The organism is Janthinobacterium lyxosi, assembly GCF_051380665.1.
Classification (GTDB): domain Bacteria; phylum Pseudomonadota; class Gammaproteobacteria; order Burkholderiales; family Burkholderiaceae_D; genus Janthinobacterium.
The window spans coordinates 114740-136732 of the sequence record NZ_JBNYXM010000004.1 but is presented as its reverse complement, the minus strand read 5'-3'; the positions used below and the strand labels follow the sequence as shown (position 1 = coordinate 136732).

General features: G+C 61.2%; 27 protein-coding genes. 22 read left to right on the top strand and 5 right to left on the bottom strand.

Translation table 11 applies throughout. The features are described from left to right. Window positions 1–100 precede the first annotated feature (100 nt). The 15 genes from ACQ4WP_RS05360 (at window position 101) to ACQ4WP_RS05290 (ending at window position 11619) form a co-directional block, all read left to right on the top strand. Entirely contained in the window at window positions 101–634 is a 534-nt protein-coding gene (locus tag ACQ4WP_RS05360; protein ID WP_070224143.1) for a VOC family protein, read from the top strand. 62 nt (window positions 635–696) lie between these two features. Then, window positions 697–1725 carry a fumarylacetoacetate hydrolase family protein gene (locus ACQ4WP_RS05355; RefSeq protein ID WP_436519015.1) on the top strand — a complete coding sequence of 343 codons (1029 nt, stop codon included), beginning with the start codon at window positions 697–699 and terminating at the stop codon, window positions 1723–1725. 14 nt (window positions 1726–1739) lie between these two features. Next, window positions 1740–2390, top strand: a complete 651-nt coding sequence (gene maiA, locus ACQ4WP_RS05350; protein ID WP_436519014.1) for a maleylacetoacetate isomerase — start codon at window positions 1740–1742, stop codon at window positions 2388–2390. A gap of 137 nt (window positions 2391–2527) precedes the next feature. After that, window positions 2528–3307 (top strand): uracil-DNA glycosylase family protein, encoded by a 780-nt coding sequence (locus tag ACQ4WP_RS05345; protein ID WP_436519013.1) that lies wholly within the window; start codon window positions 2528–2530, stop codon window positions 3305–3307. A gap of 38 nt (window positions 3308–3345) precedes the next feature. Next, window positions 3346–3897: a riboflavin biosynthesis intermediates N-glycosidase gene (gene ybiA / locus ACQ4WP_RS05340; RefSeq protein WP_436519012.1), complete on the top strand. Its 552-nt coding sequence runs from the start codon at window positions 3346–3348 to the stop codon at window positions 3895–3897. 200 nt (window positions 3898–4097) lie between these two features. Beyond that, entirely contained in the window at window positions 4098–4574 is a 477-nt protein-coding gene (iscR, locus tag ACQ4WP_RS05335; protein WP_034750086.1) for a Fe-S cluster assembly transcriptional regulator IscR, read from the top strand. Between the two features lie 40 nt (window positions 4575–4614). Continuing rightward, on the top strand, window positions 4615–5871 hold the full coding sequence (locus tag ACQ4WP_RS05330; protein ID WP_436519011.1) for an IscS subfamily cysteine desulfurase: 1257 nt from the start codon (window positions 4615–4617) through the stop codon (window positions 5869–5871). A gap of 54 nt (window positions 5872–5925) precedes the next feature. Continuing rightward, complete coding sequence (iscU, locus tag ACQ4WP_RS05325; RefSeq protein ID WP_010399775.1) at window positions 5926–6315, top strand: Fe-S cluster assembly scaffold IscU; 390 nt, start codon at window positions 5926–5928, stop codon at window positions 6313–6315. A 51-nt stretch (window positions 6316–6366) separates the two neighbouring features. Further along, entirely contained in the window at window positions 6367–6687 is a 321-nt protein-coding gene (gene iscA / locus ACQ4WP_RS05320) for an iron-sulfur cluster assembly protein IscA (protein WP_010399774.1), read from the top strand. Window positions 6688–6753: 66 nt separating this feature from the next. Further along, window positions 6754–7269 carry a Fe-S protein assembly co-chaperone HscB gene (gene hscB / locus ACQ4WP_RS05315; protein WP_436519010.1) on the top strand — a complete coding sequence of 172 codons (516 nt, stop codon included), beginning with the start codon at window positions 6754–6756 and terminating at the stop codon, window positions 7267–7269. Window positions 7270–7377: 108 nt separating this feature from the next. Further along, window positions 7378–9258 carry a Fe-S protein assembly chaperone HscA gene (hscA, locus tag ACQ4WP_RS05310; protein ID WP_436519009.1) on the top strand — a complete coding sequence of 627 codons (1881 nt, stop codon included), beginning with the start codon at window positions 7378–7380 and terminating at the stop codon, window positions 9256–9258. Window positions 9259–9325: 67 nt separating this feature from the next. After that, a complete protein-coding gene (gene fdx, locus ACQ4WP_RS05305) occupies window positions 9326–9667 on the top strand; it encodes an ISC system 2Fe-2S type ferredoxin (protein WP_034750070.1) in 342 nt (113 codons plus the stop codon). A 13-nt stretch (window positions 9668–9680) separates the two neighbouring features. After that, window positions 9681–9875: a Fe-S cluster assembly protein IscX gene (iscX, locus tag ACQ4WP_RS05300; RefSeq protein WP_409028188.1), complete on the top strand. Its 195-nt coding sequence runs from the start codon at window positions 9681–9683 to the stop codon at window positions 9873–9875. After that, window positions 9862–10779 (top strand): class I SAM-dependent methyltransferase, encoded by a 918-nt coding sequence (locus ACQ4WP_RS05295; RefSeq protein WP_436519008.1) that lies wholly within the window; start codon window positions 9862–9864, stop codon window positions 10777–10779. Before iscX ends, ACQ4WP_RS05295 begins: the two co-directional genes overlap by 14 nt. 81 nt (window positions 10780–10860) lie before the next feature. Beyond that, a complete protein-coding gene (locus tag ACQ4WP_RS05290) occupies window positions 10861–11619 on the top strand; it encodes an rRNA pseudouridine synthase (RefSeq protein WP_436519007.1) in 759 nt (252 codons plus the stop codon). Here ACQ4WP_RS05290 and ACQ4WP_RS05285 read toward each other — a convergent pair. The 5 genes from ACQ4WP_RS05285 to ACQ4WP_RS05265 form a co-directional block, all read right to left on the bottom strand. Then, window positions 11616–12044: a group III truncated hemoglobin gene (locus ACQ4WP_RS05285; protein WP_436519006.1), complete on the bottom strand. Its 429-nt coding sequence runs from the start codon at window positions 12042–12044 to the stop codon at window positions 11616–11618. The genes ACQ4WP_RS05290 and ACQ4WP_RS05285 overlap by 4 nt on opposite strands. A gap of 63 nt (window positions 12045–12107) precedes the next feature. Beyond that, window positions 12108–12644, bottom strand: coding sequence for an RDD family protein (locus ACQ4WP_RS05280; protein ID WP_436519005.1), 537 nt, complete (start codon window positions 12642–12644; stop codon window positions 12108–12110). After that, a complete protein-coding gene (locus ACQ4WP_RS05275) occupies window positions 12634–13398 on the bottom strand; it encodes a DUF3106 domain-containing protein (RefSeq protein WP_436519004.1) in 765 nt (254 codons plus the stop codon). Before ACQ4WP_RS05275 ends, ACQ4WP_RS05280 begins: the two co-directional genes overlap by 11 nt. 2 nt (window positions 13399–13400) lie before the next feature. Further along, window positions 13401–13805: a DUF3619 family protein gene (locus ACQ4WP_RS05270; RefSeq protein ID WP_436519003.1), complete on the bottom strand. Its 405-nt coding sequence runs from the start codon at window positions 13803–13805 to the stop codon at window positions 13401–13403. Continuing rightward, complete coding sequence (locus ACQ4WP_RS05265; protein WP_436519137.1) at window positions 13802–14371, bottom strand: RNA polymerase sigma factor; 570 nt, start codon at window positions 14369–14371, stop codon at window positions 13802–13804. Before ACQ4WP_RS05265 ends, ACQ4WP_RS05270 begins: the two co-directional genes overlap by 4 nt. A gap of 494 nt (window positions 14372–14865) precedes the next feature. Here ACQ4WP_RS05265 and ACQ4WP_RS05260 point away from each other — a divergent pair, with 494 nt between their 5' ends. The 7 genes from ACQ4WP_RS05260 to ACQ4WP_RS05230 all read left to right on the top strand — a co-directional run bounded on the left by ACQ4WP_RS05260 (window position 14866) and on the right by ACQ4WP_RS05230 (window position 21945). Next, window positions 14866–16596 (top strand): acetolactate synthase 3 catalytic subunit, encoded by a 1731-nt coding sequence (locus ACQ4WP_RS05260; RefSeq protein WP_071076340.1) that lies wholly within the window; start codon window positions 14866–14868, stop codon window positions 16594–16596. A 2-nt stretch (window positions 16597–16598) separates the two neighbouring features. Beyond that, window positions 16599–17090, top strand: a complete 492-nt coding sequence (gene ilvN / locus ACQ4WP_RS05255) for an acetolactate synthase small subunit (protein WP_010399754.1) — start codon at window positions 16599–16601, stop codon at window positions 17088–17090. A 75-nt stretch (window positions 17091–17165) separates the two neighbouring features. Then, window positions 17166–18182 (top strand): ketol-acid reductoisomerase, encoded by a 1017-nt coding sequence (gene ilvC / locus ACQ4WP_RS05250; protein WP_426070627.1) that lies wholly within the window; start codon window positions 17166–17168, stop codon window positions 18180–18182. A 147-nt stretch (window positions 18183–18329) separates the two neighbouring features. After that, window positions 18330–18704 carry a hypothetical protein gene (locus tag ACQ4WP_RS05245; RefSeq protein WP_436519002.1) on the top strand — a complete coding sequence of 125 codons (375 nt, stop codon included), beginning with the start codon at window positions 18330–18332 and terminating at the stop codon, window positions 18702–18704. A gap of 177 nt (window positions 18705–18881) precedes the next feature. Further along, on the top strand, window positions 18882–20108 hold the full coding sequence (locus ACQ4WP_RS05240; RefSeq protein ID WP_436519001.1) for an MFS transporter: 1227 nt from the start codon (window positions 18882–18884) through the stop codon (window positions 20106–20108). A 203-nt stretch (window positions 20109–20311) separates the two neighbouring features. Continuing rightward, on the top strand, window positions 20312–21067 hold the full coding sequence (locus ACQ4WP_RS05235; RefSeq protein WP_436519000.1) for an SIMPL domain-containing protein: 756 nt from the start codon (window positions 20312–20314) through the stop codon (window positions 21065–21067). A 110-nt stretch (window positions 21068–21177) separates the two neighbouring features. Further along, on the top strand, window positions 21178–21945 hold the full coding sequence (locus ACQ4WP_RS05230) for an SIMPL domain-containing protein (protein WP_436518998.1): 768 nt from the start codon (window positions 21178–21180) through the stop codon (window positions 21943–21945). Window positions 21946–21993 lie beyond the last annotated feature (48 nt).

Genomic DNA, 21993 nt, shown 5'->3' with positions numbered 1-21993 from the left:
AAAAATTGTTTGTATGATAGCTGTAACTCGATTCTAATGGTGAAAAGCTGAAAAATACGCCAGCCATCGCGCCCAAGGCGCCATCCATTGGAGACAGACCATGAAGATCAAGCAAATCCACCACGTCGCCTACCGTTGCATCGACGCGAAGAAAACCGTCGAGTGGTACGTCAAGCATTTGAACATGAATTTCGTCCTCGCCATCGCGGAAGACCTGGTGCCGTCGACCAAGGCGCCGGACCCGTACATGCACGTCTTCCTCGACGCGGGCCAGGGCAATGTGCTGGCCTTCTTCGAGCTGCCGACGCAGCCGCCCATGGATCGCGACCGCAATACCCCCGCCTGGGTGCAGCACCTGGCGCTGGAAGTGGGCAGCATGGAGGAACTGCTGGCCGCCAAGGAGCGCCTGGTGGCCGCCGGCATCGAGGTGCTGGGCCCCGTGAATCACGCCATTTTCCAGTCGATTTACTTCTTCGACCCGAACGGCCATCGCCTGGAACTGGCGGCCAACGTGGGCACGCCCGAGATGATGGCCAAACTGGACGCCGTCAAATGGGAAATGCTGGAAGAATGGTCGCAGACGCGCCGCGCACCGAAGCACGCCGCCTGGATGCACGCGCCGGCCGAAGCCTGACCGCCGCAGATTGAACACTGCAGACTGACACCATCTGAACACTACGCCACACAAGGAATACCATGAAATTTGCAACCCTGAAAAACGGCAGCCGCGACGGCGCCCTGATCCTCGTCAGCCGCGACCTGCGCCAATACCAGCGCGTGGCCGCCATCGCTCCCACCCTGCAGGCGGCACTCGACAACTGGGACGCCGTCGCGCCGAAACTGGAACAGGCGTACGCAAATCTGAATGCGGGCCAGGCGCCGGACGCGCAGCCGTTTGATGCAGCGCTGTGCCACTCGCCGCTGCCGCGCGCCTACCAGTGGGCCGACGGTTCCGCCTACATCAACCATGTGGAGCTGGTGCGCAAGGCGCGCAACGCGGAAGTGCCAGCCTCGTTCTACACGGACCCGCTGATGTACCAGGGCGGCTCGGACAGTTTCATCGGCCCGCGCGACCCCATCTTCGCCCTGTCCGAAGAGTGGGGCATCGACCTGGAGGCCGAGGTGGCCGTCATCACGGGCGACGTGGCCATGGGCGCCAGCGTGGCGGATGCGGCGGCAGCCATCCGCCTGGTGATGCTGGTCAACGATGTCTCGCTGCGCAACCTGATTCCGGGCGAACTGGCCAAGGGCTTCGGCTTCTTCCAGTCGAAGGCGGCCAGCGCGTTCTCGCCCGTCGCCGTTACGCCCGATGAACTGGGCGCCGATTGGGCTGACAGCAAGCTGCATTTGCCGCTGCTGGTGGACCTGAACGACAAGCCTTTCGGCAAGCCGAATGCGGGCGAAGACATGACCTTCAATTTTGCCCAACTCGTCGCGCATGCGGCGAAGGCGCGCGAACTGGGTGCCGGCAGCATCGTCGGTTCCGGCACCGTGTCGAACAAGCAGGGCAACCTGTTCGGTTCCAGCATCGAGAACGGCGGCGTGGGCTATTGCTGCCTGGCCGAAGTGCGCATGTATGAAACCATCGAACACGGCGCGCCAAAAACGGCGTATCTGAAATTCGGCGATACGGTGCGCATCGAGATGCGCGACGCGGCGGGCGCCAGCATCTTCGGCAGCATCGAGCAGACCGTGGCCCTGTACGCTGGCGCTGCACGCGCCTGAGGGGAGGCCGCCCCATGAAGCTGTACACCTACTTTCGCAGTTCGGCCGCCTACCGCGTGCGCATTGCCCTCAATCTGAAGGGCATCGATTACGACAGCATCCCCGTGCACCTGCTGCAGGATGGCGGCCAGCAACTGCTGCCAGCCTACCGCGCCGTGAATCCGTCGGCCCTGGTGCCGGCGCTCGACGACGATGGCGCCATCCTGACGCAGTCGCTGGCGATGCTTGAATATCTCGACGAGACGCGCCCTGGCGTGCCGCTGCTGCCGCCGGATGCGCTGGGACGCGCCAAGGTGCGCGCGCTGGCGCTGGTGATCGCCTGTGACGCGCATCCGCTGACGAATCTGCGTGTCTTGAAGTACCTGAAAAATACCCTGGGGCTGTCGGACGAGGCCAAGCAGGAGTGGTACCGCCACTGGATGGCCGAGGGACTGACGGCCGTGGAAGCGCTGCTGGCGCAGGGCGATCCTTTAGTCACGGGCCTGTTCTGCCATGGCGACAGCCCGACGATGGCCGACTGCTGCCTGGTGCCGCAAGTGTTCAATGCGCAGCGCTTCGCCATCGACCTGACGCCGTACCCGCGCGTGGCGCGCATCCATGCGCATTGCGCCCGCTTACCGGCGTTTTCCGCCGCCCACCCGTCGCAGCAGCCTGACGCCGAATAAGTTTGATCCGCGTCAAGCAGCGAACAGCCCCGGCCAGCATGCAGGCCGGGGCTTTTTTACGCGTGCTTGATCTGGGGCAGTCAATGCCAGCTTGCCGGTGCGCTACAATTTGCGTTTGCCCAAATACTTCACGCGCCATGACCGTTACCACCGTTCCTGCCAGCATTATCGATGCCCTGTCCCTGGCGCACGCTTCCTGGCGTCCCATCCTGCTGCGCGGCTTGCACGCCGTGATGGCAGCCGATCCCGCCTACCTGCCGGCGCTGGCCGTCGACGATTACCTGCCCACGCAGGGCCGGCTGTTCGCCGCCTTTGCCCTGCCGCTGGCGCAGGTGCGGCATGTGCTGGTGGGCGAGGGGCCATATCCGCGCGCGGACAGCGCCACGGGCGTGTGTTTCATGGATGGCGCCGTCGGTAGTTTATGGTCGGCGACGGGGCTGTCGAAACCCGTCAACCGCGCCACGTCCTTGCGCAACTTCATGAAGATGCTGCTGGTGGCCGATGGCCAGCTGCAGGGCGGCGACACGTCCGGCGTGGCCATGGCGCCCGTGGCGGCCGCCGCGCAGCTGCCGGGCAGCGGCGTGATCCAGACCCTGCCCGACTTGCAGAGCAAGATGACGGAACAGGGCTTTTTGCTGCTCAACGCGGCGCTGGTGTTCCGTGCCCACGTGCCGCCTGTGCAGGATGCGCGCGGCTGGCTGCCCTTCCTGCAGGTGGTGCTGGAAGCGCTGGCGCAGCAGGGCGGCGCGGCCTTGCCGCAATTGGTGTTGTGGGGCAAGATTGCCGAGCTCATCAAACGCTTGCCGGTGGCGGCATCCTTGCCGCAGGTGACGGCGGAACATCCGTATAATCTGTCCTTTATCGGCAATCGTGACATGCAGGCCTTGTTTGGCCCGATGCAACTATTGCGTGCTTGAGCTTGAATCATCGCCTGTCTGGCGGAAGTGCGGGGAATATGCAAATCAGTAATGTGGAAGAATTGAAGGCGTGGATAGCGGCGGGCGGCGTGCCCGACTATCTGTATTTCTGGGGGCACACGCCGGCGCAGCCGCAGGTGCCCGACAAAAGCTGCTTCAGCCAGTGGTTTCCGTCGCCGTTCAGCCTCGCCGGCGTGACGTATGCCACGGCCGAGCACTACATGATGGCGCAAAAGGCGGCTCTGTTTGGCGACACGGCCGTGCAGGCGCGCATTGTGGCGGCCGGGCGGCCGTCGGAAGTGAAGAAACTGGGCCGCGAAGTGGCGAACTTTGACGCCAGGGTATGGGAAGCGGCGCGCGCCGGCATCGTCTTCGATGGCAACTTTGCCAAGTTCTCGCAAAAGGCCGCACTGCGCAAGTTTTTGCTGGGCACGGGCGAACGCGTCATCGTCGAAGCCAGTCCCGTCGACCGCATCTGGGGCGTGGGCCTGGCATCGGACAATCCGCGCATCCTGGACCCCGCCACCTGGGACGGCTTGAACCTGTTGGGTTTTGAACTGATGAAAGTGCGCAGCGCTCTCCGCGCTTGAGCTGTACTGTTGTTTTCCTGAAGCCGCCGCGCCTGGCGCGGCCGGCCATGCCCCTGCCAGCCCTGTGGTCATCGAGGGGCGCTCTGACAAACCCTGCCGAATTTGTTATACTTGACTAAATCATTCAACTACTCAGGGTTTGAGAAGTTGAAAAGCCGCAATATTTTAAACCAGTTATTGAACAGTTGAGCCGAGGATGTATGCGTCTGACTACAAAAGGCCGTTTTGCCGTGACAGCGATGATCGATCTTGCCCTGCGCCAGGGCAAGGGGCCGGTCACCTTGTCCGGCATCAGCCAGCGCCAGTCGATTTCCCTGTCCTACCTGGAACAGCTGTTCGGCAAGCTGCGCCGGCATGAAATCGTCGAATCGATCCGCGGCCCCGGCGGCGGCTACAGCCTGGCGCGCCGTGCCGACAAGGTGACGGTGGCCGATATCATCATCGCCGTCGACGAACCGCTGGACGCCACGCAGTGCGGCGGCAAGGAGCATTGCCACGGCGCCGACGCGGCCACGGGTGCGCGCTGCATGACGCATGAATTGTGGTCCACACTCAACGAAAAAATGGTCGATTATCTGGATTCTGTGTCGCTGCAGGACCTGGTCGACCAGCAGAGACAAAAGATTGCCGAGCAAAGCGTGATGGTGATGCACCGTAACCACGCCGCCATCGGTTGAACATTATAAAATACTAAGTTGCTGATTGCAGGAGTTATTGATGAATGCCCCAGAAAAAAACGTAGGCCAAGTGCACTTTGAAACCGCACCGCATTTTCCGATCTACATGGATTACTCGGCCACCACGCCGATCGATCCACGCGTCGCCGACAAGATGATTCCCTACCTGCGCGAGCAGTTCGGCAATCCGGCATCGCGCAGCCACATGTATGGCTGGACGGCGGAAAAAGCCGTGGAAGAAGCGCGCGGCTACGTGGCAGCCCTGGTGAACGCCGATCCGCGCGAAATCATCTGGACTTCCGGCGCGACGGAAAGCAACAACCTGGCCATCAAGGGCGCGGCACAGTTCTACAAGACCAAGGGCAAGCACATCATCACCGTCAAGACCGAGCATAAATCGGTGCTCGACACGGTGCGCGAGCTGGAACGCGTCGGCTTCGAAGCAACGTATCTGGAACCGCAGGACAATGGCCTGATCACCGTCGAGCAGCTGGCCGCGGCCGTGCGCCCGGACACCATCCTTGTGTCGGTGATGCTGGTGAACAACGAAATCGGCGTGATCCAGCCGATCGACGAGATTGGCGTGTTCTGCCGCTCGAAAGGCATCATCTTCCATTGCGACGCCGCGCAAGCGACGGGCAAGGTCGTCATCGACCTGCAAAAGACCAAGGTCGACCTGATGACCTTCACGGCGCACAAGACCTACGGCCCGAAAGGCGTAGGCGCCCTGTACGTCTGCCGCAAGCCGCGCGTGCGCCTGGAAGCGCAGATGCACGGTGGCGGCCATGAGCGCGGCCTGCGCTCGGGCACCTTGCCTACGCACCAGATCGTCGGCATGGGCGAAGCGTTCCGCATCGCCAAGGAAGAAATGGACAACGAAATCGGCCGCATCAAGGCCTTGCGCGACCGTCTGGCCAAGGGCTTGCAGGAAATCGAAGAAGTTTACATCAACGGCGACATGGATCACCGCGTGCCGCACAACCTGAACGTCAGCTTTAACTACGTTGAAGGCGAGTCGTTGATCATGGCGATCAAGGATATCGCCGTGTCGTCCGGTTCGGCCTGCACCTCGGCCAGCCTGGAGCCATCGTACGTGCTGCGCGCCCTGGGCCGCAGCGACGAACTGGCGCACAGTTCGATCCGCTTCACCATCGGCCGCTTCTCGACCGAGGAAGACATCGACTTCGCCGTGAACCTGCTGAAATCGAAAGTACACAAATTGCGTGAGCTGTCGCCGCTGTGGGACATGTTCAAGGACGGAATCGATATTAATTCGATTCAATGGGCGGCCCACTAACCATCACGAAGGTCCCACTCACGGGGCCAGCAAGAATATTAAAGGAGCATCAAAATGGCTTACTCGGACAAAGTACTCGATCACTACGAAAACCCGCGCAACGTGGGCGCTTTCGACAAGGGTGATGACACCATCGGCACCGGCATGGTGGGCGCGCCCGCCTGCGGCGACGTGATGAAACTGCAGATCAAGGTGGGCGCCGATGGTCTGATCGAAGATGCGAAATTCAAGACCTACGGCTGCGGTTCGGCCATCGCCTCGAGCTCGCTGGTGACCGAATGGGTCAAGGGCAAGACCCTGGACCAGGCGCTGGCCATCAAGAACACGCAGATCGCCGAAGAACTGGCCCTGCCGCCAGTGAAAATCCACTGCTCCATCCTGGCGGAAGACGCCATCAAGGCGGCAGTGCTGGACTACCAGACCCGCCATCCGGTTGCGGCCTAAGTTTGCATCCCGCCCGGCGCCGCAAGGCGCGGGGCGGGCGCGGAGAAATACATGATCACACTGACCGAAAAAGCGGCGAAACACATCAACCGTTATATCGAACGGCGCGGCAAGGGCATGGGCCTGCGTTTTGGCGTGCGCACCACGGGCTGCTCGGGCCTGGCCTACAAGCTCGAATATGTCGATGAAGTGGCGGCCGAAGACAGCGTCTTCGAATCGCACGGCGTGAAAGTCTTCGTCGACCCGAAAAGCTTGCCTTACATCGACGGCACGGAACTCGATTTCGCGCGCGAAGGCTTGAACGAAGGCTTCAAGTTCCACAATCCGAACGAAAAAGACGCCTGCGGCTGCGGCGAGTCCTTCAGGATTTAAACAGCTGGCAAGACCCCGGTCGGTGCGCTGTACCCATCGATTGCGGTACAGCGACCACCGACCATTATGCAAAACCACTTCGAATTATTCCAGTTGCCGGCGCAGTTCGGGCTCGACATGAGCGAGCTTGACGCGGCCTACCGCGACGTGCAGGGCAAGGTTCATCCGGACCGTTTCATCAACGCCAGCAGCGCTGAAAAGCGCGTGGCGATGCAATGGGCCACGCGCGCCAATGAAGCCTATCAAACCCTGAAAAGCCCGCAAAAGCGCGCGCAATACCTGTGCGAGCTCAATGGCGTCGATTTGCAGACGGAATCGAACACGGCCATGCCCGTCAGCTTCCTGATGCAGCAGATGGAATGGCGCGAAGAGCTGGGCGACGCCCGGGCCGGCAAGGATGCCGACGCGCTCGACGCCCTGGACCGCCAACTGCGCGGCGAACGCAAGGCTTTGCTGGCCCAGGTGGCAGCCCAGCTCGACGCCGCCGACCATGTGAATGCCGCGCAAAGCGTGCGCGCCCTGATGTTCCTCGACAAATTCGGCGAGGAAGTGCGTTTTGCATACGAAGCCATGGAAGCCTGACTGGCCAAGCGCTTGACCCGCTTGCCAAGCGCCAGTCTGGCGCGCGTCTTATAATGCGCGACAGGCATCAGCTGCATCACGCAAAAAATTAATCGAGGCACGAATACAATGGCACTTCTGCAAATTTCCGAACCAGGCATGTCGACCGCGCCGCACCAGCACCGCCTGGCCGTCGGTATCGATCTTGGCACCACCAATTCCCTGGTCGCCACTGTCCGCAACAGCATTCCCGAGGTGCTCAACGACGAAGATGGCCGCTCCTTGCTGCCCTCCGTCGTGCGCTACCTGCCGAACGGCCATGCGAACATCGGCTACAAGGCCCTGTCCGCGCAAACCACCGACCCGAAGAACACCATCGTGTCCGTGAAGCGCTTCATGGGCCGCGGCCTGGCCGACATCGCCTACGCGGAAAACCTGCCCTATGACTTCCAGGATACGCCTGGCATGGTGCAGCTGAAAACCGTGGCCGGCGTGAAAAGCCCCGTCGAAGTGTCGGCGCAAATCCTCGCCACCCTGCGCCAGCGCGCGGAGGATTCCCTGGGCGACGACCTGGTCGGCGCCGTGATCACCGTGCCCGCCTATTTTGACGATGCGCAGCGCCAGGCGACGAAAGATGCGGCGCAATTGGCCGGCATCAATGTCTTGCGCCTGCTGAGCGAGCCGACGGCCGCTGCCATTGCCTACGGCCTCGACAATGCTTCCGAAGGCGTGTACGCCGTGTATGACCTCGGCGGCGGCACCTTCGACATCTCGATCCTGAAACTGAGCAAGGGCGTCTTCGAAGTGCTGTCCACGGGCGGCGACTCGGCCCTGGGCGGCGACGATTTCGACCGCCGCCTGTTTTGCTGGATCAGCGAACACGCCAAGCTGGCGCCCCTGTCGGACGAAGACACGGCCATCCTGTTGGTGAAGGCGCGCGAGATCAAGGAGACGCTGTCGACCAAGTCGGAAACGATGATCGACGCGGCCCTGAACTCGGGCGAAGAAATCCACCTGCGCATCACGGCGACGGAATTTGCCGCCATGACGCAGCACCTGGTGGGCAAGACCATGAACGCCATCAAGAAGGCCTTGCGCGACGCGAACGTGGATGCGGACGACGTCGACGGCGTGGTGATGGTCGGCGGCGCCACGCGCATGCCGCACGTGCAGCGCGCTGTCAGCGAATTTTTCCACACGACGCCGCACGCGAATATCGACCCGGACAAGGTGGTGGCGCTGGGCGCGGCCATCCAGGCGAACTTGCTGGCCGGCAACCGCGCCGCCGGCGATGACTGGCTGCTGCTGGACGTGATCCCGCTGTCGCTCGGCATCGAGACCATGGGCGGCCTGGTGGAAAAGATTATTCCGCGCAATTCGACGATTCCGTGCGCGCGCGCGCAGGAATTCACGACATTCAAGGATGGCCAGACGGCGCTGGCCGTGCACGTGCTGCAGGGCGAGCGCGAACTGGTGAGCGACTGCCGCTCGCTGGCGCGCTTCGAGTTGCGCGGCATTCCGCCGATGGTGGCGGGCGCCGCGCGCATCCGCATCACGTATCAAGTCGATGCGGACGGCTTGCTGTCCGTCTCGGCGCGCGAACTGCGCTCGGGCGTGGAAGCGTCGATCAGCGTCAAGCCGGCCTACGGCCTGGGCGACGACGACATCGCCCGCATGCTGCAGGAATCCTACACTTCGGCCGACGTCGACATGGTGGCGCGCGCGCTGCGCGAAGAGCAGGTGGAAGCGGAACGCATCCTGCTGGCCACGCAGTCGGCGCTCGATGAAGACGGCGGCTTGCTCGACTCGCTTGAGCGCGCCACCGTGGATGGCTTGATGAACAAGGTGCGCGACGCCATCGTGCAGTCGCAAAGCGGCGCCATCGACCACCAGGCCTTGAAGCTGGCGATCGAAGCGCTGGCCGACGGCACCGAAGATTTTGCCTCGCGCCGCATGGACCGCAGCGTACGTACGGCATTGAAGGGCAAGTCCCTCGATCAAGTCGTATAAAACTAATTGAACAGCGCGCTGACGATATTGCGGCCGCGCTCCGAATGACAGACTGAAAGAAGAAACCATGCCACAAATCGTTATCCTGCCGCACGCCAAGCTTTGCCCGGACGGCGCCGTCATCGAAGCACCTGCCGGCAAGTCCATCTGCGACATCCTGCTGGAAAACGACATCGACATCGAGCACGCCTGCGAAAAATCGTGCGCCTGCACCACCTGCCACGTGCTGGTACGCGAAGGCATCGAGTCCCTGAACGAAGCGACGGAACTGGAAGAAGACATGCTGGACAAGGCCTGGGGCCTGGAAGCCGTGTCGCGCCTGTCGTGCCAGTCCATCGTGGCCGAAGCCGACCTCGTCGTCGAAATCCCGAAATACACGATCAACCAGGTCAGCGAAGGCAGCCACTAATATGGCAACCAAGATGAAATGGTCTGATATCAACGCGATCGCCGAAGCTTTGTTCGACGCGCATCCGGACATCGACCCCCTGACCGTGCGTTTCACCGACCTGCATAACTGGGTGGTGGAACTGGACGGCTTCGATGATGACCACACGCGCGGCGGCGAAAAAGTGCTCGAAGCGATACAGATGGCGTGGATCGATGAAGCGCGCTAAGGGCGCGGCAGCCGCCGCCACCGCAGTCGCTGCGCCGAAAGACATCATCACGGCAGCCAGCAATATGCCCGAGATCAAGGATGGCCAGTCGGTCGCCTTGCTGCAGGAATTGCACATCCTGACGCGCGACGGCAAGATGAACCAGGACAGCCGCCGCAAGCTCAAGCAGGTGTACCACCTGACGCAGTTCATCGAGCCGCTGCTGCGCGAAGTGCAGCTCGACCATCGCGGCGTGTCCTTGGTCGACCACGGCGCCGGCAAGTCGTACCTGGGTTTCATCCTGTACGACCTGTTCTTCAAGAACGGCAACGACGGTTCGCACATCTACGGCATCGAGACGCGCGAAGAGCTGGTGCAGCGCTCGCAAGAACTGGCCAAGAAATTCAAGTTCCCCGGCATGTCGTTTTTACCCCTGTCCGTGGCCGAATCGACGGAGTCAAACTTGCTGCCCCAGCAGATTGACATCGTCACCGCCTTGCATGCCTGCAACACGGCCACCGATGACGCGATCCACTTCGCCCTGAAGAAAAAGGCGAAGTTCATGGTGCTGGTGCCATGTTGCCAGGCCGAAGTCGCTTCCGTCTTGAAGAAGAACAAGGGCAAGAGCCTGGGCAAGAGTGTCTTGACGGAATTGTGGCGCCACCCGCTGCACACGCGCGAGTTCGGCAGCCAGATCACCAACGTGCTGCGCTGTCTGCAGCTGGAAGCGCACGGCTACCAGGTCAGCGTGACGGAGCTGGTGGGCTGGGAGCATTCGATGAAGAATGAGCTGATCATCGCCAGTTATAAAAACTTGCCGCGCCAGCGTCCGACCGAGCGCCTGCAGGAAGTGTTGCAAACGCTGGGCCTGGAAGAGATGGGCCGCCGTTTCTTTGCCGAAGAGCTGGCCAAGGCCACTGCGTAAGCATACGCTGTCGCACACGAGGGGAGGAGCGGGTCGGTTACAATACCGGCTTTCTCCTCCCTTGCTTTTTGCGCATCCCCCATGACCACACCACACGAAATGCCCACCGTCCGCCTGGCCAAGCGCCTGTCTGAAGACGTGCCCTGCTCGCGCCGCGAGGCTGAGCTGTATATCGAGGGCGGCTGGGTCACGGTCGACGGCGTGCTGGTGGAGGAATCGGGCGCGCGCGTGGCCGACAATCAAGCGGTGGTGCTGCTGCCGAACGCCACCCTGGACGAAATGCCGCCCGTGACGATCTTGCTGCACAAGCCGGCCGGGATCAACGGCGGCGTGGGCAGCGAAGGCAAGCCAGCCCTGGCCTGTTTGCGTCCCGAAGAGCTGTTTACCCCGGAAAACGTGCTGCCGAGCGCCGTTACGCGCTTCCTCAAGCGCCACCTGATCGGCCTGACCATCACCAATCCGCTCGACACCATGGCGTCCGGCCTGCTGGTGTTTACGCAGGATTTCCGCGTCGCCCGCAAGCTGGTCGACGAAGCGAAAACGGTGGAGCAGGAATTTATCGTGGAAGTGTCGGGCGCCATCGCCGACAATGGCCTGGCGTTGCTGAATCACGGCTTGCCCTTCAATGGCAAGCCTTTGCCGCCGATCAAGGTCAGCTGGCAGAACGAGACGCGCTTGCGCTTCGCCCTGAAAAACGTGCAGCCGGGCCAGATCGCCCACATGTGCAAGATGGTGGGACTGGACGTCGTCGCCATGAAGCGCTTGCGCATCGGCCGCATCCCGATGGGCGCCATGCCGTCAGGTCAGTGGCGCTATCTGCAGGGTTACGAACGCTTCTAAAGCTGCGGCGCCACGATGGCGTGGCTTTCCGCAAAACTTTTCCATAGCCGTTCGGCAATATTCAAGGCGATGGCATCGGCCTTCTCCTGCAGGGCCAGGTTGCCCATGCTCTCGGTCGTGGCGAAGAACAGGGTCAGCCAGCGGCGGAACATGCAGGGCGTGAGATTTTCCATTTGCGCGTGCTGGGCCAGCGGCTTGCCATGGTAACGCATGGTGCCGCGCAGCAAGCCTGACCAGAAATCGACCAATGTTGCCAGATGGGCATCCCAATCCTTGACCTCGGCGGCAAAGATGGGACCCAGCATGGCGTCATCGCGCGCGGCCGCATAAAAGGTGTGGACGAGATGCTTGACGTCGTCTTCGCTGCAGACTTCCTCGCGGTAGGGAGCGAAGCGTGTGTGGGGGAGGGGGGCGGTATTATTCATGGCCTGCCATGATCGCAGAGCCCCCGTGGCGCTTCAATGACCCAGGTCAAGCCGTATAGAAACTCAGGCGGCGACTTTCTTTGACTTCTTGGCCGGTGCGGGCAATTGCACGATCTGCGTGCCTACCAGCTTGTCGTGCAGGAATTGTCCATTGCCCGTGAACAGGGCCGTGGCCGACCAGGCCAGGATGCCGATGCCGATGGCGCCCAGGGCTGTCCAGTGCTGCAAATCGAATACATACGACACCAGCAGTGCCGGCAGCAGCCACATCCATGACAGGAGGTAGCGGCAGGCGGCCACGCGCAGCGGCACGTGGGCGTGGCCCGGCAGTACCAGTTGCAAGCGCCAGGTCTTCATGGCCAGGGTTTGCCCTTCGCGGCTCCATTGATGGATGAAATACGCGCCCATGACGAGGAAGGCCAGGCATTGGCGCATGTGTTCCGTCAGTGGCGTATGCGCGCCCTGCACGGCCAGTTCAAACAGCAGGAAGGGCAAAAACAGCACGGCCAGGGCCAGCAGTGACTCGTACACCATGGAAATCAGGCGGCGCTTGATCGTGGGATGGGAAGTGGTGCTGGCGGCAGGCGTGCTATTTGGCATTGGTTGGCAGTGGGGCAGGCGTGGCAGGTGGCGTGACGGGCACGGTGGCGGGGGCTGCGGCAGGATCGGCTGGCGGCACGCTTGCCGCTGCGGGAGCGGGCGACAGGACGGGCGCGGCGACGGCAGGCGCTGCCGGCGTGGCGGGCGCCAGAATCAAGGCCGGCTTGCTGGTATTCGAATTGATCGCCGGCACTTTCTCCAGCGGCTTTTTCGGCACCAGTTCCGTGGCCAGCTTTTTCTTTTGCTCTTCCGGCAATTGCTGGTACTGCTCCCATTGCGCGGACTTTTGACCTGGATCAATCTTCTTCGTGCGCGTATAGTTTTCGCGCACCTGGCGGCGCTGTTCCGGCGTCAGCTTGATCCATACACGCATGCGTTCATGCACGCGCGTTTGTTCGTCGGGCGTCATGGAGGCAAAACGGCTGGCGATATCGAGCCATTTCTGCTTGCGCAAGGCTTCCAGCTTGTTCCATTCGCCCGCCAGCGGCTGCAGGGCTTCCTGCTGCGCGCGCGACAGCTTGTTCCAGGACGGGTTGTCGTTGGCCTTGGGCGGCGTGCCGCCTTTGCCGGCCGTGCGGGGCGAGCCGGGCTTGACGGCCGGGGCAGGTGCTACGGCCGTCATGGGCGTTGCCGCCACGGCGGAGGCGGCGGGAGGCGACTGGTGCTGGCCCATCCATGCGGCGCCAGCCAGGGCGCAGGCACCCAGGCCGATACCGCCAGCCAGCCAGCCTTTGCGTACGCTCAAGCGTGCCATGCTTATTGCTCGCGTTTCGTCAGGTAGGCGTTGAAGCCATGGTCCATATAGGCGGAGAGCGGCAATTCGTCGGACAGCACGGCGGCGTCGATTTCTGCCAGTTCGGCAATATGTTGTTCTTGCTCAAACTGATAGATGCCCACCATGCCGCCGACCAGCAGCAACAGCGGGATGATGACGCTCATGCGGCCCAGCCACGACAGCGGCTCGACCAGCAAATGGCTGGCGACGCCGGCGAACACGTTCTGGCGCACGGCGACGGTGGCGGGCGCGTCCGCCTTCTTGCGCGACAGGGCCAGCTTGCGTGCCGCTGCCAGGCGATCGGTGGCCGATGCGGGCAGGTCGTCGAGTTTTTCGTTCAGTGCATGGCGCACTTTGTAAGCGAAATTGAGATCGTCGGTGTTCATAATTTTATTCCCTTGGCTTTCAGCGATTCGGCGAGCGTGTGGGTAGCTCTAGAGCAATGTGTTTTCACGCTACCTTCGGAGCAACCCATCGCTTCCGCTGTTTCAGCCACATCCATGTCCTGCCAATAACGCATGAGGAAGGCTTCGCGTTGACGTGCGGGCAGTTTTTGTACCTCTGCATCAATCAAATCAAGCATTTGCGCGCGTTCGACCTGGTCGGCCGACGATTCGGCGGCACTCGAGCCCTGTTCTGATTCATATGTGTCAAGTAGTTCAAAATCCTCATGCTCGTCGCCCGCGGGTTTCATGCCGGAAAACAGGCTGACCCAGGTATTGCGCACTTTTTCGCGGCGGAAATAATCGAGTATGGTGTTCTGCAAGATGCGCTGGAACAGCATTGGCAGTTCGGCGGCCGGCTTGTCGCCGTATTTCTCGGCCAGCTTGATCATGGCATCCTGCACGATGTCGAGTGCCGACTCTTCCTTGCGGACCGCGTAGACGGCCTGCTTGAAAGCGCGCCGCTCGACATTTTCTAGAAAGTCGGATAATTCTTTGTCTGTTGCCATGCGGTATGGGGATCTTAGCGGCTGCGGGTGCGGTGGGCGAATGGGGGCGGGTATGCTTTTTGCAACCCCGTGCATGCTAGCAAAAAATGTGCGTTTCCGCAGGGTTTTTGTACGTCGTGCGAGCAAAAATGCAGCGAGGCCGACATTTTCCTTGACCATAATGGTGCAACGCGATAACGTATGGGACGCTTTGAACACCCCAAAGCCCTATGGTCAGGTCGCGACCGGCACACAAGGCCATCCGCGGCAAGACGCGCTTTCATTTGTAGGCAGTTTGTTCTAACCCGTGCCACAAGCGCGAGCGGTTCGTACAGGCGCCACAGAAACTCCGGCCAAACGAGTTGCGTTAAGCGTTGTTTTGTAAGGTATCTATGGGTGCCCAAAGAAATGTCGTGACCGCATGAAAAGGGAAGCAGGAGCACTGTTGCGTTAGGCGTACCTCGTCAGGAAAGAACATCCGATCAATCTCCAATGGACCTTGAAAGGAATGTTTCATGAATACCGAAGCAGCAGCAGGACCAATTACCGGCGCAGAAATTGTCGTGCGCTGTCTGGCTGAAGAGGGCGTCGAGCACGTCTTTGGATATCCGGGCGGAGCCGTACTCTACATCTACGACGCCATCTTCCAGCAAAACAAATTCCAGCATATCCTGGTACGCCACGAGCAGGCCGCGATCCACGCCGCCGATGCCTATTCGCGCAGCTCGAACAAAGTCGGTGTCGCCATCGTCACGTCCGGTCCGGGCGTCACGAATGCCGTCACGGGCTTGTCGACCGCGTACATGGACTCGATTCCCATGGTCGTGATCTCCGGCCAGGTGCCGAGCCACGCCATCGGCCAGGATGCGTTCCAGGAATGCGACACGGTCGGCATCACCCGCCCCGTGGTCAAGCACAACTTCCTCGTCAAGGATGTCAAGGACCTGGCGGCAACGATCAAGAAAGCCTTCTTCATCGCCCGTACCGGCCGTCCGGGACCCGTGCTGGTCGATATCCCCAAGGATATCAGCATGCACAAATGCCATTTCGACTATCCGAAGGAAGTCGAAATGCGCTCCTACCGTCCCGTCGACAAGGGCCACTCGGGCCAGATCCGCAAGGCCGTGCAGCTGCTGCTGCAAGCCGAACGCCCGATGATCTACACGGGCGGCGGCGTTATCCTGGCGAATGCGGCCCCCGAGCTGAACAAGCTGGTCGACCGCCTGGGTTTCCCGTGCACCAACACCTTGATGGGCCTGGGCGGCTACCGCGCCTCGAGCGAGCAGTATGTCGGCATGCCCGGCATGCACGGCACCTATGAAGCGAACATGGCGATGCAGAACTGCGACGTCCTGATCGCCATCGGCGCCCGTTTCGATGACCGCGTGATTGGCAACCCGAAACATTTCGCCTCGCATCCGCGCAAGATCATCCACGTGGACATCGATCCATCGTCGATTTCCAAGCGCGTGAAGGTCGACATTCCCATCGTCGGCAACGTCAAGGATGTGCTGATCGAATTCCTCGCGCAACTCGACGCGGCCGAAGCCAAGCCGAACGTCAATGCATTGAGTAACTGGTGGAAGCAGATCGCCGAATGGCGTGGCCGCGAATGCCTGAAATACCCGACCTCCGACCTGGTCATCAAGCCGCAATCGGTGGTGGAGAAAGTGTTCCAGCTCACCAAAGGCGATGCTTTCATCACTTCCGACGTGGGCCAGCACCAGATGTGGGCGGCGCAGTATTATGGCTTCGACAAGCCGCGCCGCTGGATCAATTCCGGCGGCCTGGGCACCATGGGTGTCGGCTTGCCGTACGCCATGGGCGTGCAGATGGCCAATCCGGACGCCACCGTTGCTTGTATTACCGGCGAAGGCTCGATCCAGATGTGCATCCAGGAGCTCGCCACGTGCAAGCAGTATCATTTGACGCCGAAGATCATCATGCTCAACAACCGTTTCCTCGGCATGGTGCGCCAGTGGCAGGAAATCGATTACGGTTCGCGCTATTCCGAGTCGTACATGGATTCGCTGCCCGACTTCGAGAAGCTGGCTGAAGCGTATGGCCACGTGGGCATGAAAATTGAAAAACCGGGCGACGTCGACGGCGCCCTGAAAGAGGCGTTTGGCATGAAAGACAGGCTGGTATTCATGAACTTCATTACCGACCAGTCCGAAAACGTGTGGCCAATGGTGAAAGCCGGCAAGGGCCTGTCCGAAATGATGCTCGGTTCGGAGGATCTCTAATCATGCGCCATATTATTTCTGTCTTGCTGGAAAACGAAGCGGGCGCCCTGTCGCGCGTGGTAGGCCTGTTCTCGGCACGCGGCTACAACATCGAAACATTGACGGTGGCGCCGACGGAAGACTCGACCCTGTCGCGCATGACCATCGTCACCAGCGGTTCGGACGACATCATCGAGCAGATCACCAAGCACTTGAACCGCCTCATCGAGGTAGTCAAGGTGGTGGACCTGACCGAAGGCCAGCATATCGAACGCGAGTTGATGCTGATCAAGGTTCGTGCCGTGGGCAAGGAGCGCGAGGAAATGAAGCGCACCGCCGATATCTTCCGTGGACGCATCATCGATGTCACCGAAAAGACGTACACGATCGAACTGACCGGCAATAAGGTCAAGCTCGACGCGTTCATCGATTCGATCGACCGCGCCGCCATCCTGGAAACCGTCCGCACGGGCGGTTCCGGCATCGGTCGCGGCGAACGCATCCTCAAAGTATAAAAGCACACAGCAGCATTGCGCGGCCCTGGCGCCGCATTTAAAACAACAACGCATCATCAAATTATAGGAAATACCATGAAAGTTTTTTACGACAAAGACGCTGACCTCTCCTTGATCAAAGGCAAAAACGTTGCCATCATCGGCTACGGTTCGCAAGGCCACGCACATGCACAAAACCTCAACGATTCGGGCGTCAACGTCACCGTCGGCCTGCGCAAGGGCGGCGCTTCGTGGACCAAGGTCGAGCAAGCCGGCCTGAAAGTGGCGGAAGTCAACGACGCCGTGAAAGCAGCCGACGTCATCATGATCTTGCTGCCAGATGAAAACATCGCCCAGGTCTACAACGAAAACATCGCCCCGTTCGCCAAGCAAGGCGCCGTGCTGGCCTTCGCCCACGGCTTCAACGTGCATTACGGCCAAGTCGTGCCACGCGCCGACCTGGACGTGATCATGGTTGCGCCGAAAGCCCCGGGCCACACCGTGCGCGCCACCTACACCCAAGGTGGCGGCGTGCCCCACCTGATCGCCGTGTACCAGGACAAATCGGGCATCGCCCGCGATATCGCCCTGTCGTACGCGTCGGCCAACGGCGGCGGCCGTGCCGGCATCATCGAAACGAACTTCCGTGAAGAAACCGAAACGGACTTGTTCGGCGAGCAAGCCGTGCTGTGCGGCGGTGCCGTGGAATTGATCAAGGCCGGTTTCGAAACCCTGACGGAAGCGGGCTATGCGCCTGAAATGGCGTACTTCGAGTGCTTGCACGAACTGAAGCTGATCGTCGACCTGATCTATGAAGGCGGCATCGCCAACATGAACTACTCGATCTCGAACAACGCCGAATACGGCGAATACGTGACCGGCCCGAAAATCGTGACCTCGGCCACCAAGGATGCGATGCGTCAATGCCTGAAAGACATCCAGACGGGCGAATACGCGAAGAGCTTCATCCTGGAAAACAAGGCAGGCGCACCGACCCTGATCTCGCGCCGTCGCCTGACGTCCGAGCACCAGATCGAAGAAGTGGGCGCCAAACTGCGCGCCATGATGCCTTGGATCGCCAAGAACAAGATGGTTGACCAGTCGAAGAACTAAGCAGTCTGTTGCACAGCAAAGCCGGCGCAAGCCGGCTTTGCTGTGTGCGCAGGTGTTTAGCAGGCAACATCCGTTACAATCAGGCCCATTCAAAAATACCGTCAGCCCCATGCTTGTTTTTCTAAAGTTTTTGTCGGCAATCTTCATGTGGTCAAGCGCCCCGTCTCGGTTGCCATCAGCTGCTGGTTTCTGATCATCGGCTCGCTGTCATCCCTGGCGTCGGCTTACCTCGGCCGCAACGATCCCGCCGAGGTGCAATACGCGATTTTGCTCGCCAGCCCGGGTATTACCCTGGTGGCAGCGCTGGCCATGTTGCAAAGGCAGCGTGGTGCGCGCACTGTTTATCTGGTGTGGGGCGTGATCGACATTGCGCTCAGCCTGGCGACCGTGCCGCTCAAGATGAACGTCTTGTCTGGCGCGCTCACGTTCGCCGTCATCTGTGCCTTCCTGTTCAGTCCGAAATCGAATGCCTGGTTTTCGCCACGCAAGGCGGCCAATGATGCCTGCATGACGCCAGCTTGAGCACGGATATTTTCGTGCGCACGTTTTTCGCCCGCCTCCTATATAATTCCGCCCTTCCTTTGCAGTTTTCTATGGACTGCATCTGTTTCGGTATCTGCCGACCGCAACGCGCATCACCGCTTTCGTAGCACGCCAGGCGCTAGTTGACTAGCCGCTTGCGCAAGCTGAAGGACCCCCATGACTGACCGTACCACCGCCACGGCGCCCTCGCAGGCTGCTGTTGACTCTTCCATTCCCATCCTGGCCTTGCTGGCCCTGGCCATGACGGCGTTTCTCGCCCTCCTGTCGGAAACCTTGCCGGCCGGCTTGCTGCCGCAGATTGCCCGCGATCTCGGTATTTCCGAAGTCATGACGGGCCAGTTGGTGACCGTGTACGCCATCGGTTCGATCCTGACGGCCATTCCCCTGACGGCGCTCACCAGCACTTGGCGCCGGCGCAATGTATTGCTGCTAGCCATCATCGGCTTCTTGATTTTCAATACGGCGACGGCCCTGGCGCCCAACTATACCGTCGCACTGGTCTCGCGCTTCGTGACGGGCATGGCCGCCGGGCTGGCCTGGGGCTTGATGGCCGGCTACGCGCGCCGCATGGTGCGTCCCGAGCAGCAGGGCAGGGCGATGGCCATTGCCATGATCGGCACGCCGCTGGCCCTGTCGCTGGGCGTGCCGCTTGGCACCCTGATGGGCGGCGTGCTGGGCTGGCGCAGCATCTTCGGCATCATGTCCGGCCTGGCCGTGGTACTGGTTGCGTGGGTGTTGCTGGTCGTGCCCGATTATCCGGGGCAAAAGAATGGCGAACGCCTGTCGATCCGTCAGGTGTTCGTGACGCCGGGCGTGCGGCCGATTCTGTTTGTGATCGTCGCCTGGATGCTGGCGCATAATATTTTATATACGTATATCGCACCGTTCCTGGCGCCGTCCGGCTTGCGTCCCCGCGTCGACCTGGTGCTGCTCGTGTATGGCGTGGGATCGCTGGCCGGCATCTGGCTGGTCAGCCAGCTGATCGACCGCTGGCTGCGCCCGCTCGTGCTGGGCTGCATCGCCGCCTTTGCCCTGGTGGTGGTCGCGCTGGGACTGGCGATGGACTCGCCGGTCGTCATCTATATCAGCATGGCCATCTGGGGCATCACCTTTGGCGGCGCCGGTACCTTGCTGCAGACGGCGTCGGCGGACGCGGCCGGCGATGGCATGGATGTGGCGCAAGCGATGGTGGCGACCATCTGGAACGTGGCCATCGCAGGCGGCGGCCTGGCGGGCGGCATGCTGCTCGACGGCTATGGCGCGGCGTCCTTCCCGTGGGCCATGCTGGCCTTGCTGCTGGTGGCGCTGGCTATCGCCTGGCGCGCGCACCGTTACAGTTTCAAGCCGGGCCAGCGCAGCGGTGGCGCGGTAGTGGGGCATTAATCGATGTTATTTTAAATAACAGTGTATTGAAATGTGAGCAGATGTGACTGGGCAGCATATTTTGTGACGATTTGTTAATTTGCGCCACAGAAATGAACGAGGCGTTAGAATCTACACAGTTTGACAAGTTTCTCAGGCGAAAGGGATGGCAAAAGCACCCCCTTCGCGGGCTGTCAGCCATATTAACTACCTAGGAGTACCCCATGACCGTGATGAAATCCGTCCTTGTTGCCGCTGCAGCCACCGTCGCTCTGAGCGCACAAGCCCAATCCCTGCCAACCAACGGCACCCTGGTGGTGGTCCCCGCGTTTGGCGAAGTCAAGCATGTCAATGACCAGGTGGTCGCTACCCTGGCCGTCGAAGAACAGGACAAGGACAAGGCCGCCGCCGCGTCGAGAGTCAACCAGAAGATGAACAAGGGCATCGCCATCGTCAAGCAGGCCGACCCCTCGGCGGCACTCAAATCGTACGGCTATTACACCTATCCCGTGTATCCGGAAGAGCGTCCGCTGCCAGCCGGCGCTGTCGCCAAGCCGCGTTTGCCAACGGCCTGGAGAGTCGGCCAGTACCTGGAAGTGACGACGGCCAATCTGGCATCCTTGCCAAAAACCGTGTCGGCGGCGCAAGGCGTGCTGACCCTGAATGGCTTGAATTTCGGCCTGAAACCGGAAACCATCCGCTTGCTGGACGACCAGCGCATCGCCGCCACGTACAAAAACCTCAATGAGCGCGTGGCCGCCATCGCCAAGGCCATGGGCCGCAACGTCTCCGACGCAGTGCTCGATACGGTGGACTTCGAAGGTTCGGGTAACTACGCCAACGAAAGCCGTCCTGCCGCCGCACCGATGATGATGCGCAGTGCCAAGATGGCCGAAGACAGCACCGTCGCCGAGCCGAGCTTCGAGCCGGGCGAAACCACCCTCGACATGCGTGTCGTCGGCAAGGTCAAGTTCAAGTAAGCTCAAGTCAGCGCCAGCGTGGAAATATTTCCGCGTTAGCATGTTTTAAAAAATCATGGGGCTGTTGGCCCCATGGTCGTTTTTGCCCCATTATTTTCCAGGAGAACACCATGACCGTCATGAAATCGATGCTGGCTGCCGCCGCTGTTGTTACTCTCGCTACCGTTGCCCTGAGCGCACAAGCCCAAACCTTGCCTACCTCCGGCACCCTCGTGGTGGTGCCCGCGAATGGCGAAGTGGTGCATGCGAACGACCAGGTGACTGTCACCCTGGCCATCGAAGAGCAGGACAAGGACAAGGCCGCCGCCGCCTCGCGCGTGAACCAGAAGATGAATCAGGGCGCGGCCATCGTCAAGAAAGCCGACCCGCAAGCCGTGCTGAAAACCCAGGGCTACTACACGTATGCCGTGTACCCGGAAACGGCGCCCTTGCCGCCAGGAACCGTCGCCAAGCCGCGTGTGCCGACCGGCTGGCGCGTGGGCCAGTACTTGCAGGTGACGACGACCAACCTGGCAGCCTTGCCGAAAACGGTTTCCGCAGCGCAAGGTGTGCTGACCTTGAACCGTTTGAATTTTGGCCTGGCGCCCGCCACCATCCGCAAGCTCGACGACCAGCGCATCGCCGCCGCCTACAAGAACCTGAATGCGCGCGTGGCCGCCATCGCCGGCGCCATGGGGCGCAATGTCAATGACGCCGTGATCGACACCATCGATTTCGAAGGTTCGGGCAACTACGCGCAGCGCGCCAACATGGCTGGTGCACGCGCCATGAGCGCCGACTCCATGGGCTATGGCGGCAACCAGGTGGCCGAACCGAGCTTCGAAGCGGGCGAAACGACCCTCAACATGGGCCTGGTGGCGAAGATCCGCTTCAAATAAAGCTTGAATCGGGGGCAATATTGTCAGCTTGACGCCGCCGCGCTTTTC

Bases quoted from the DNA above. Each gene is read 5' to 3' on its own strand.
- ACQ4WP_RS05360 (WP_070224143.1), top strand. From the start codon at position 101: ATGAAGATCAAGCAAATCCACCACGTCGCCTACCGTTGCATCGACGCG.
- ACQ4WP_RS05355 (WP_436519015.1), top strand. From the start codon at position 697: ATGAAATTTGCAACCCTGAAAAACGGCAGCCGCGACGGCGCCCTGATC.
- maiA (WP_436519014.1), top strand. From the start codon at position 1,740: ATGAAGCTGTACACCTACTTTCGCAGTTCGGCCGCCTACCGCGTGCGC.
- ACQ4WP_RS05345 (WP_436519013.1), top strand. From the start codon at position 2,528: ATGACCGTTACCACCGTTCCTGCCAGCATTATCGATGCCCTGTCCCTG.
- ybiA (WP_436519012.1), top strand. From the start codon at position 3,346: ATGCAAATCAGTAATGTGGAAGAATTGAAGGCGTGGATAGCGGCGGGC.
- iscR (WP_034750086.1), top strand. From the start codon at position 4,098: ATGCGTCTGACTACAAAAGGCCGTTTTGCCGTGACAGCGATGATCGAT.
- ACQ4WP_RS05330 (WP_436519011.1), top strand. From the start codon at position 4,615: ATGAATGCCCCAGAAAAAAACGTAGGCCAAGTGCACTTTGAAACCGCA.
- iscU (WP_010399775.1), top strand. From the start codon at position 5,926: ATGGCTTACTCGGACAAAGTACTCGATCACTACGAAAACCCGCGCAAC.
- iscA (WP_010399774.1), top strand. From the start codon at position 6,367: ATGATCACACTGACCGAAAAAGCGGCGAAACACATCAACCGTTATATC.
- hscB (WP_436519010.1), top strand. From the start codon at position 6,754: ATGCAAAACCACTTCGAATTATTCCAGTTGCCGGCGCAGTTCGGGCTC.
- hscA (WP_436519009.1), top strand. From the start codon at position 7,378: ATGGCACTTCTGCAAATTTCCGAACCAGGCATGTCGACCGCGCCGCAC.
- fdx (WP_034750070.1), top strand. From the start codon at position 9,326: ATGCCACAAATCGTTATCCTGCCGCACGCCAAGCTTTGCCCGGACGGC.
- iscX (WP_409028188.1), top strand. From the start codon at position 9,681: ATGAAATGGTCTGATATCAACGCGATCGCCGAAGCTTTGTTCGACGCG.
- ACQ4WP_RS05295 (WP_436519008.1), top strand. From the start codon at position 9,862: ATGAAGCGCGCTAAGGGCGCGGCAGCCGCCGCCACCGCAGTCGCTGCG.
- ACQ4WP_RS05290 (WP_436519007.1), top strand. From the start codon at position 10,861: ATGACCACACCACACGAAATGCCCACCGTCCGCCTGGCCAAGCGCCTG.
- ACQ4WP_RS05285 (WP_436519006.1), bottom strand. From the start codon at position 12,044: ATGAATAATACCGCCCCCCTCCCCCACACACGCTTCGCTCCCTACCGC.
- ACQ4WP_RS05280 (WP_436519005.1), bottom strand. From the start codon at position 12,644: ATGCCAAATAGCACGCCTGCCGCCAGCACCACTTCCCATCCCACGATC.
- ACQ4WP_RS05275 (WP_436519004.1), bottom strand. From the start codon at position 13,398: ATGGCACGCTTGAGCGTACGCAAAGGCTGGCTGGCTGGCGGTATCGGC.
- ACQ4WP_RS05270 (WP_436519003.1), bottom strand. From the start codon at position 13,805: ATGAACACCGACGATCTCAATTTCGCTTACAAAGTGCGCCATGCACTG.
- ACQ4WP_RS05265 (WP_436519137.1), bottom strand. From the start codon at position 14,371: ATGGCAACAGACAAAGAATTATCCGACTTTCTAGAAAATGTCGAGCGG.
- ACQ4WP_RS05260 (WP_071076340.1), top strand. From the start codon at position 14,866: ATGAATACCGAAGCAGCAGCAGGACCAATTACCGGCGCAGAAATTGTC.
- ilvN (WP_010399754.1), top strand. From the start codon at position 16,599: ATGCGCCATATTATTTCTGTCTTGCTGGAAAACGAAGCGGGCGCCCTG.
- ilvC (WP_426070627.1), top strand. From the start codon at position 17,166: ATGAAAGTTTTTTACGACAAAGACGCTGACCTCTCCTTGATCAAAGGC.
- ACQ4WP_RS05240 (WP_436519001.1), top strand. From the start codon at position 18,882: ATGACTGACCGTACCACCGCCACGGCGCCCTCGCAGGCTGCTGTTGAC.
- ACQ4WP_RS05235 (WP_436519000.1), top strand. From the start codon at position 20,312: ATGACCGTGATGAAATCCGTCCTTGTTGCCGCTGCAGCCACCGTCGCT.
- ACQ4WP_RS05230 (WP_436518998.1), top strand. From the start codon at position 21,178: ATGACCGTCATGAAATCGATGCTGGCTGCCGCCGCTGTTGTTACTCTC.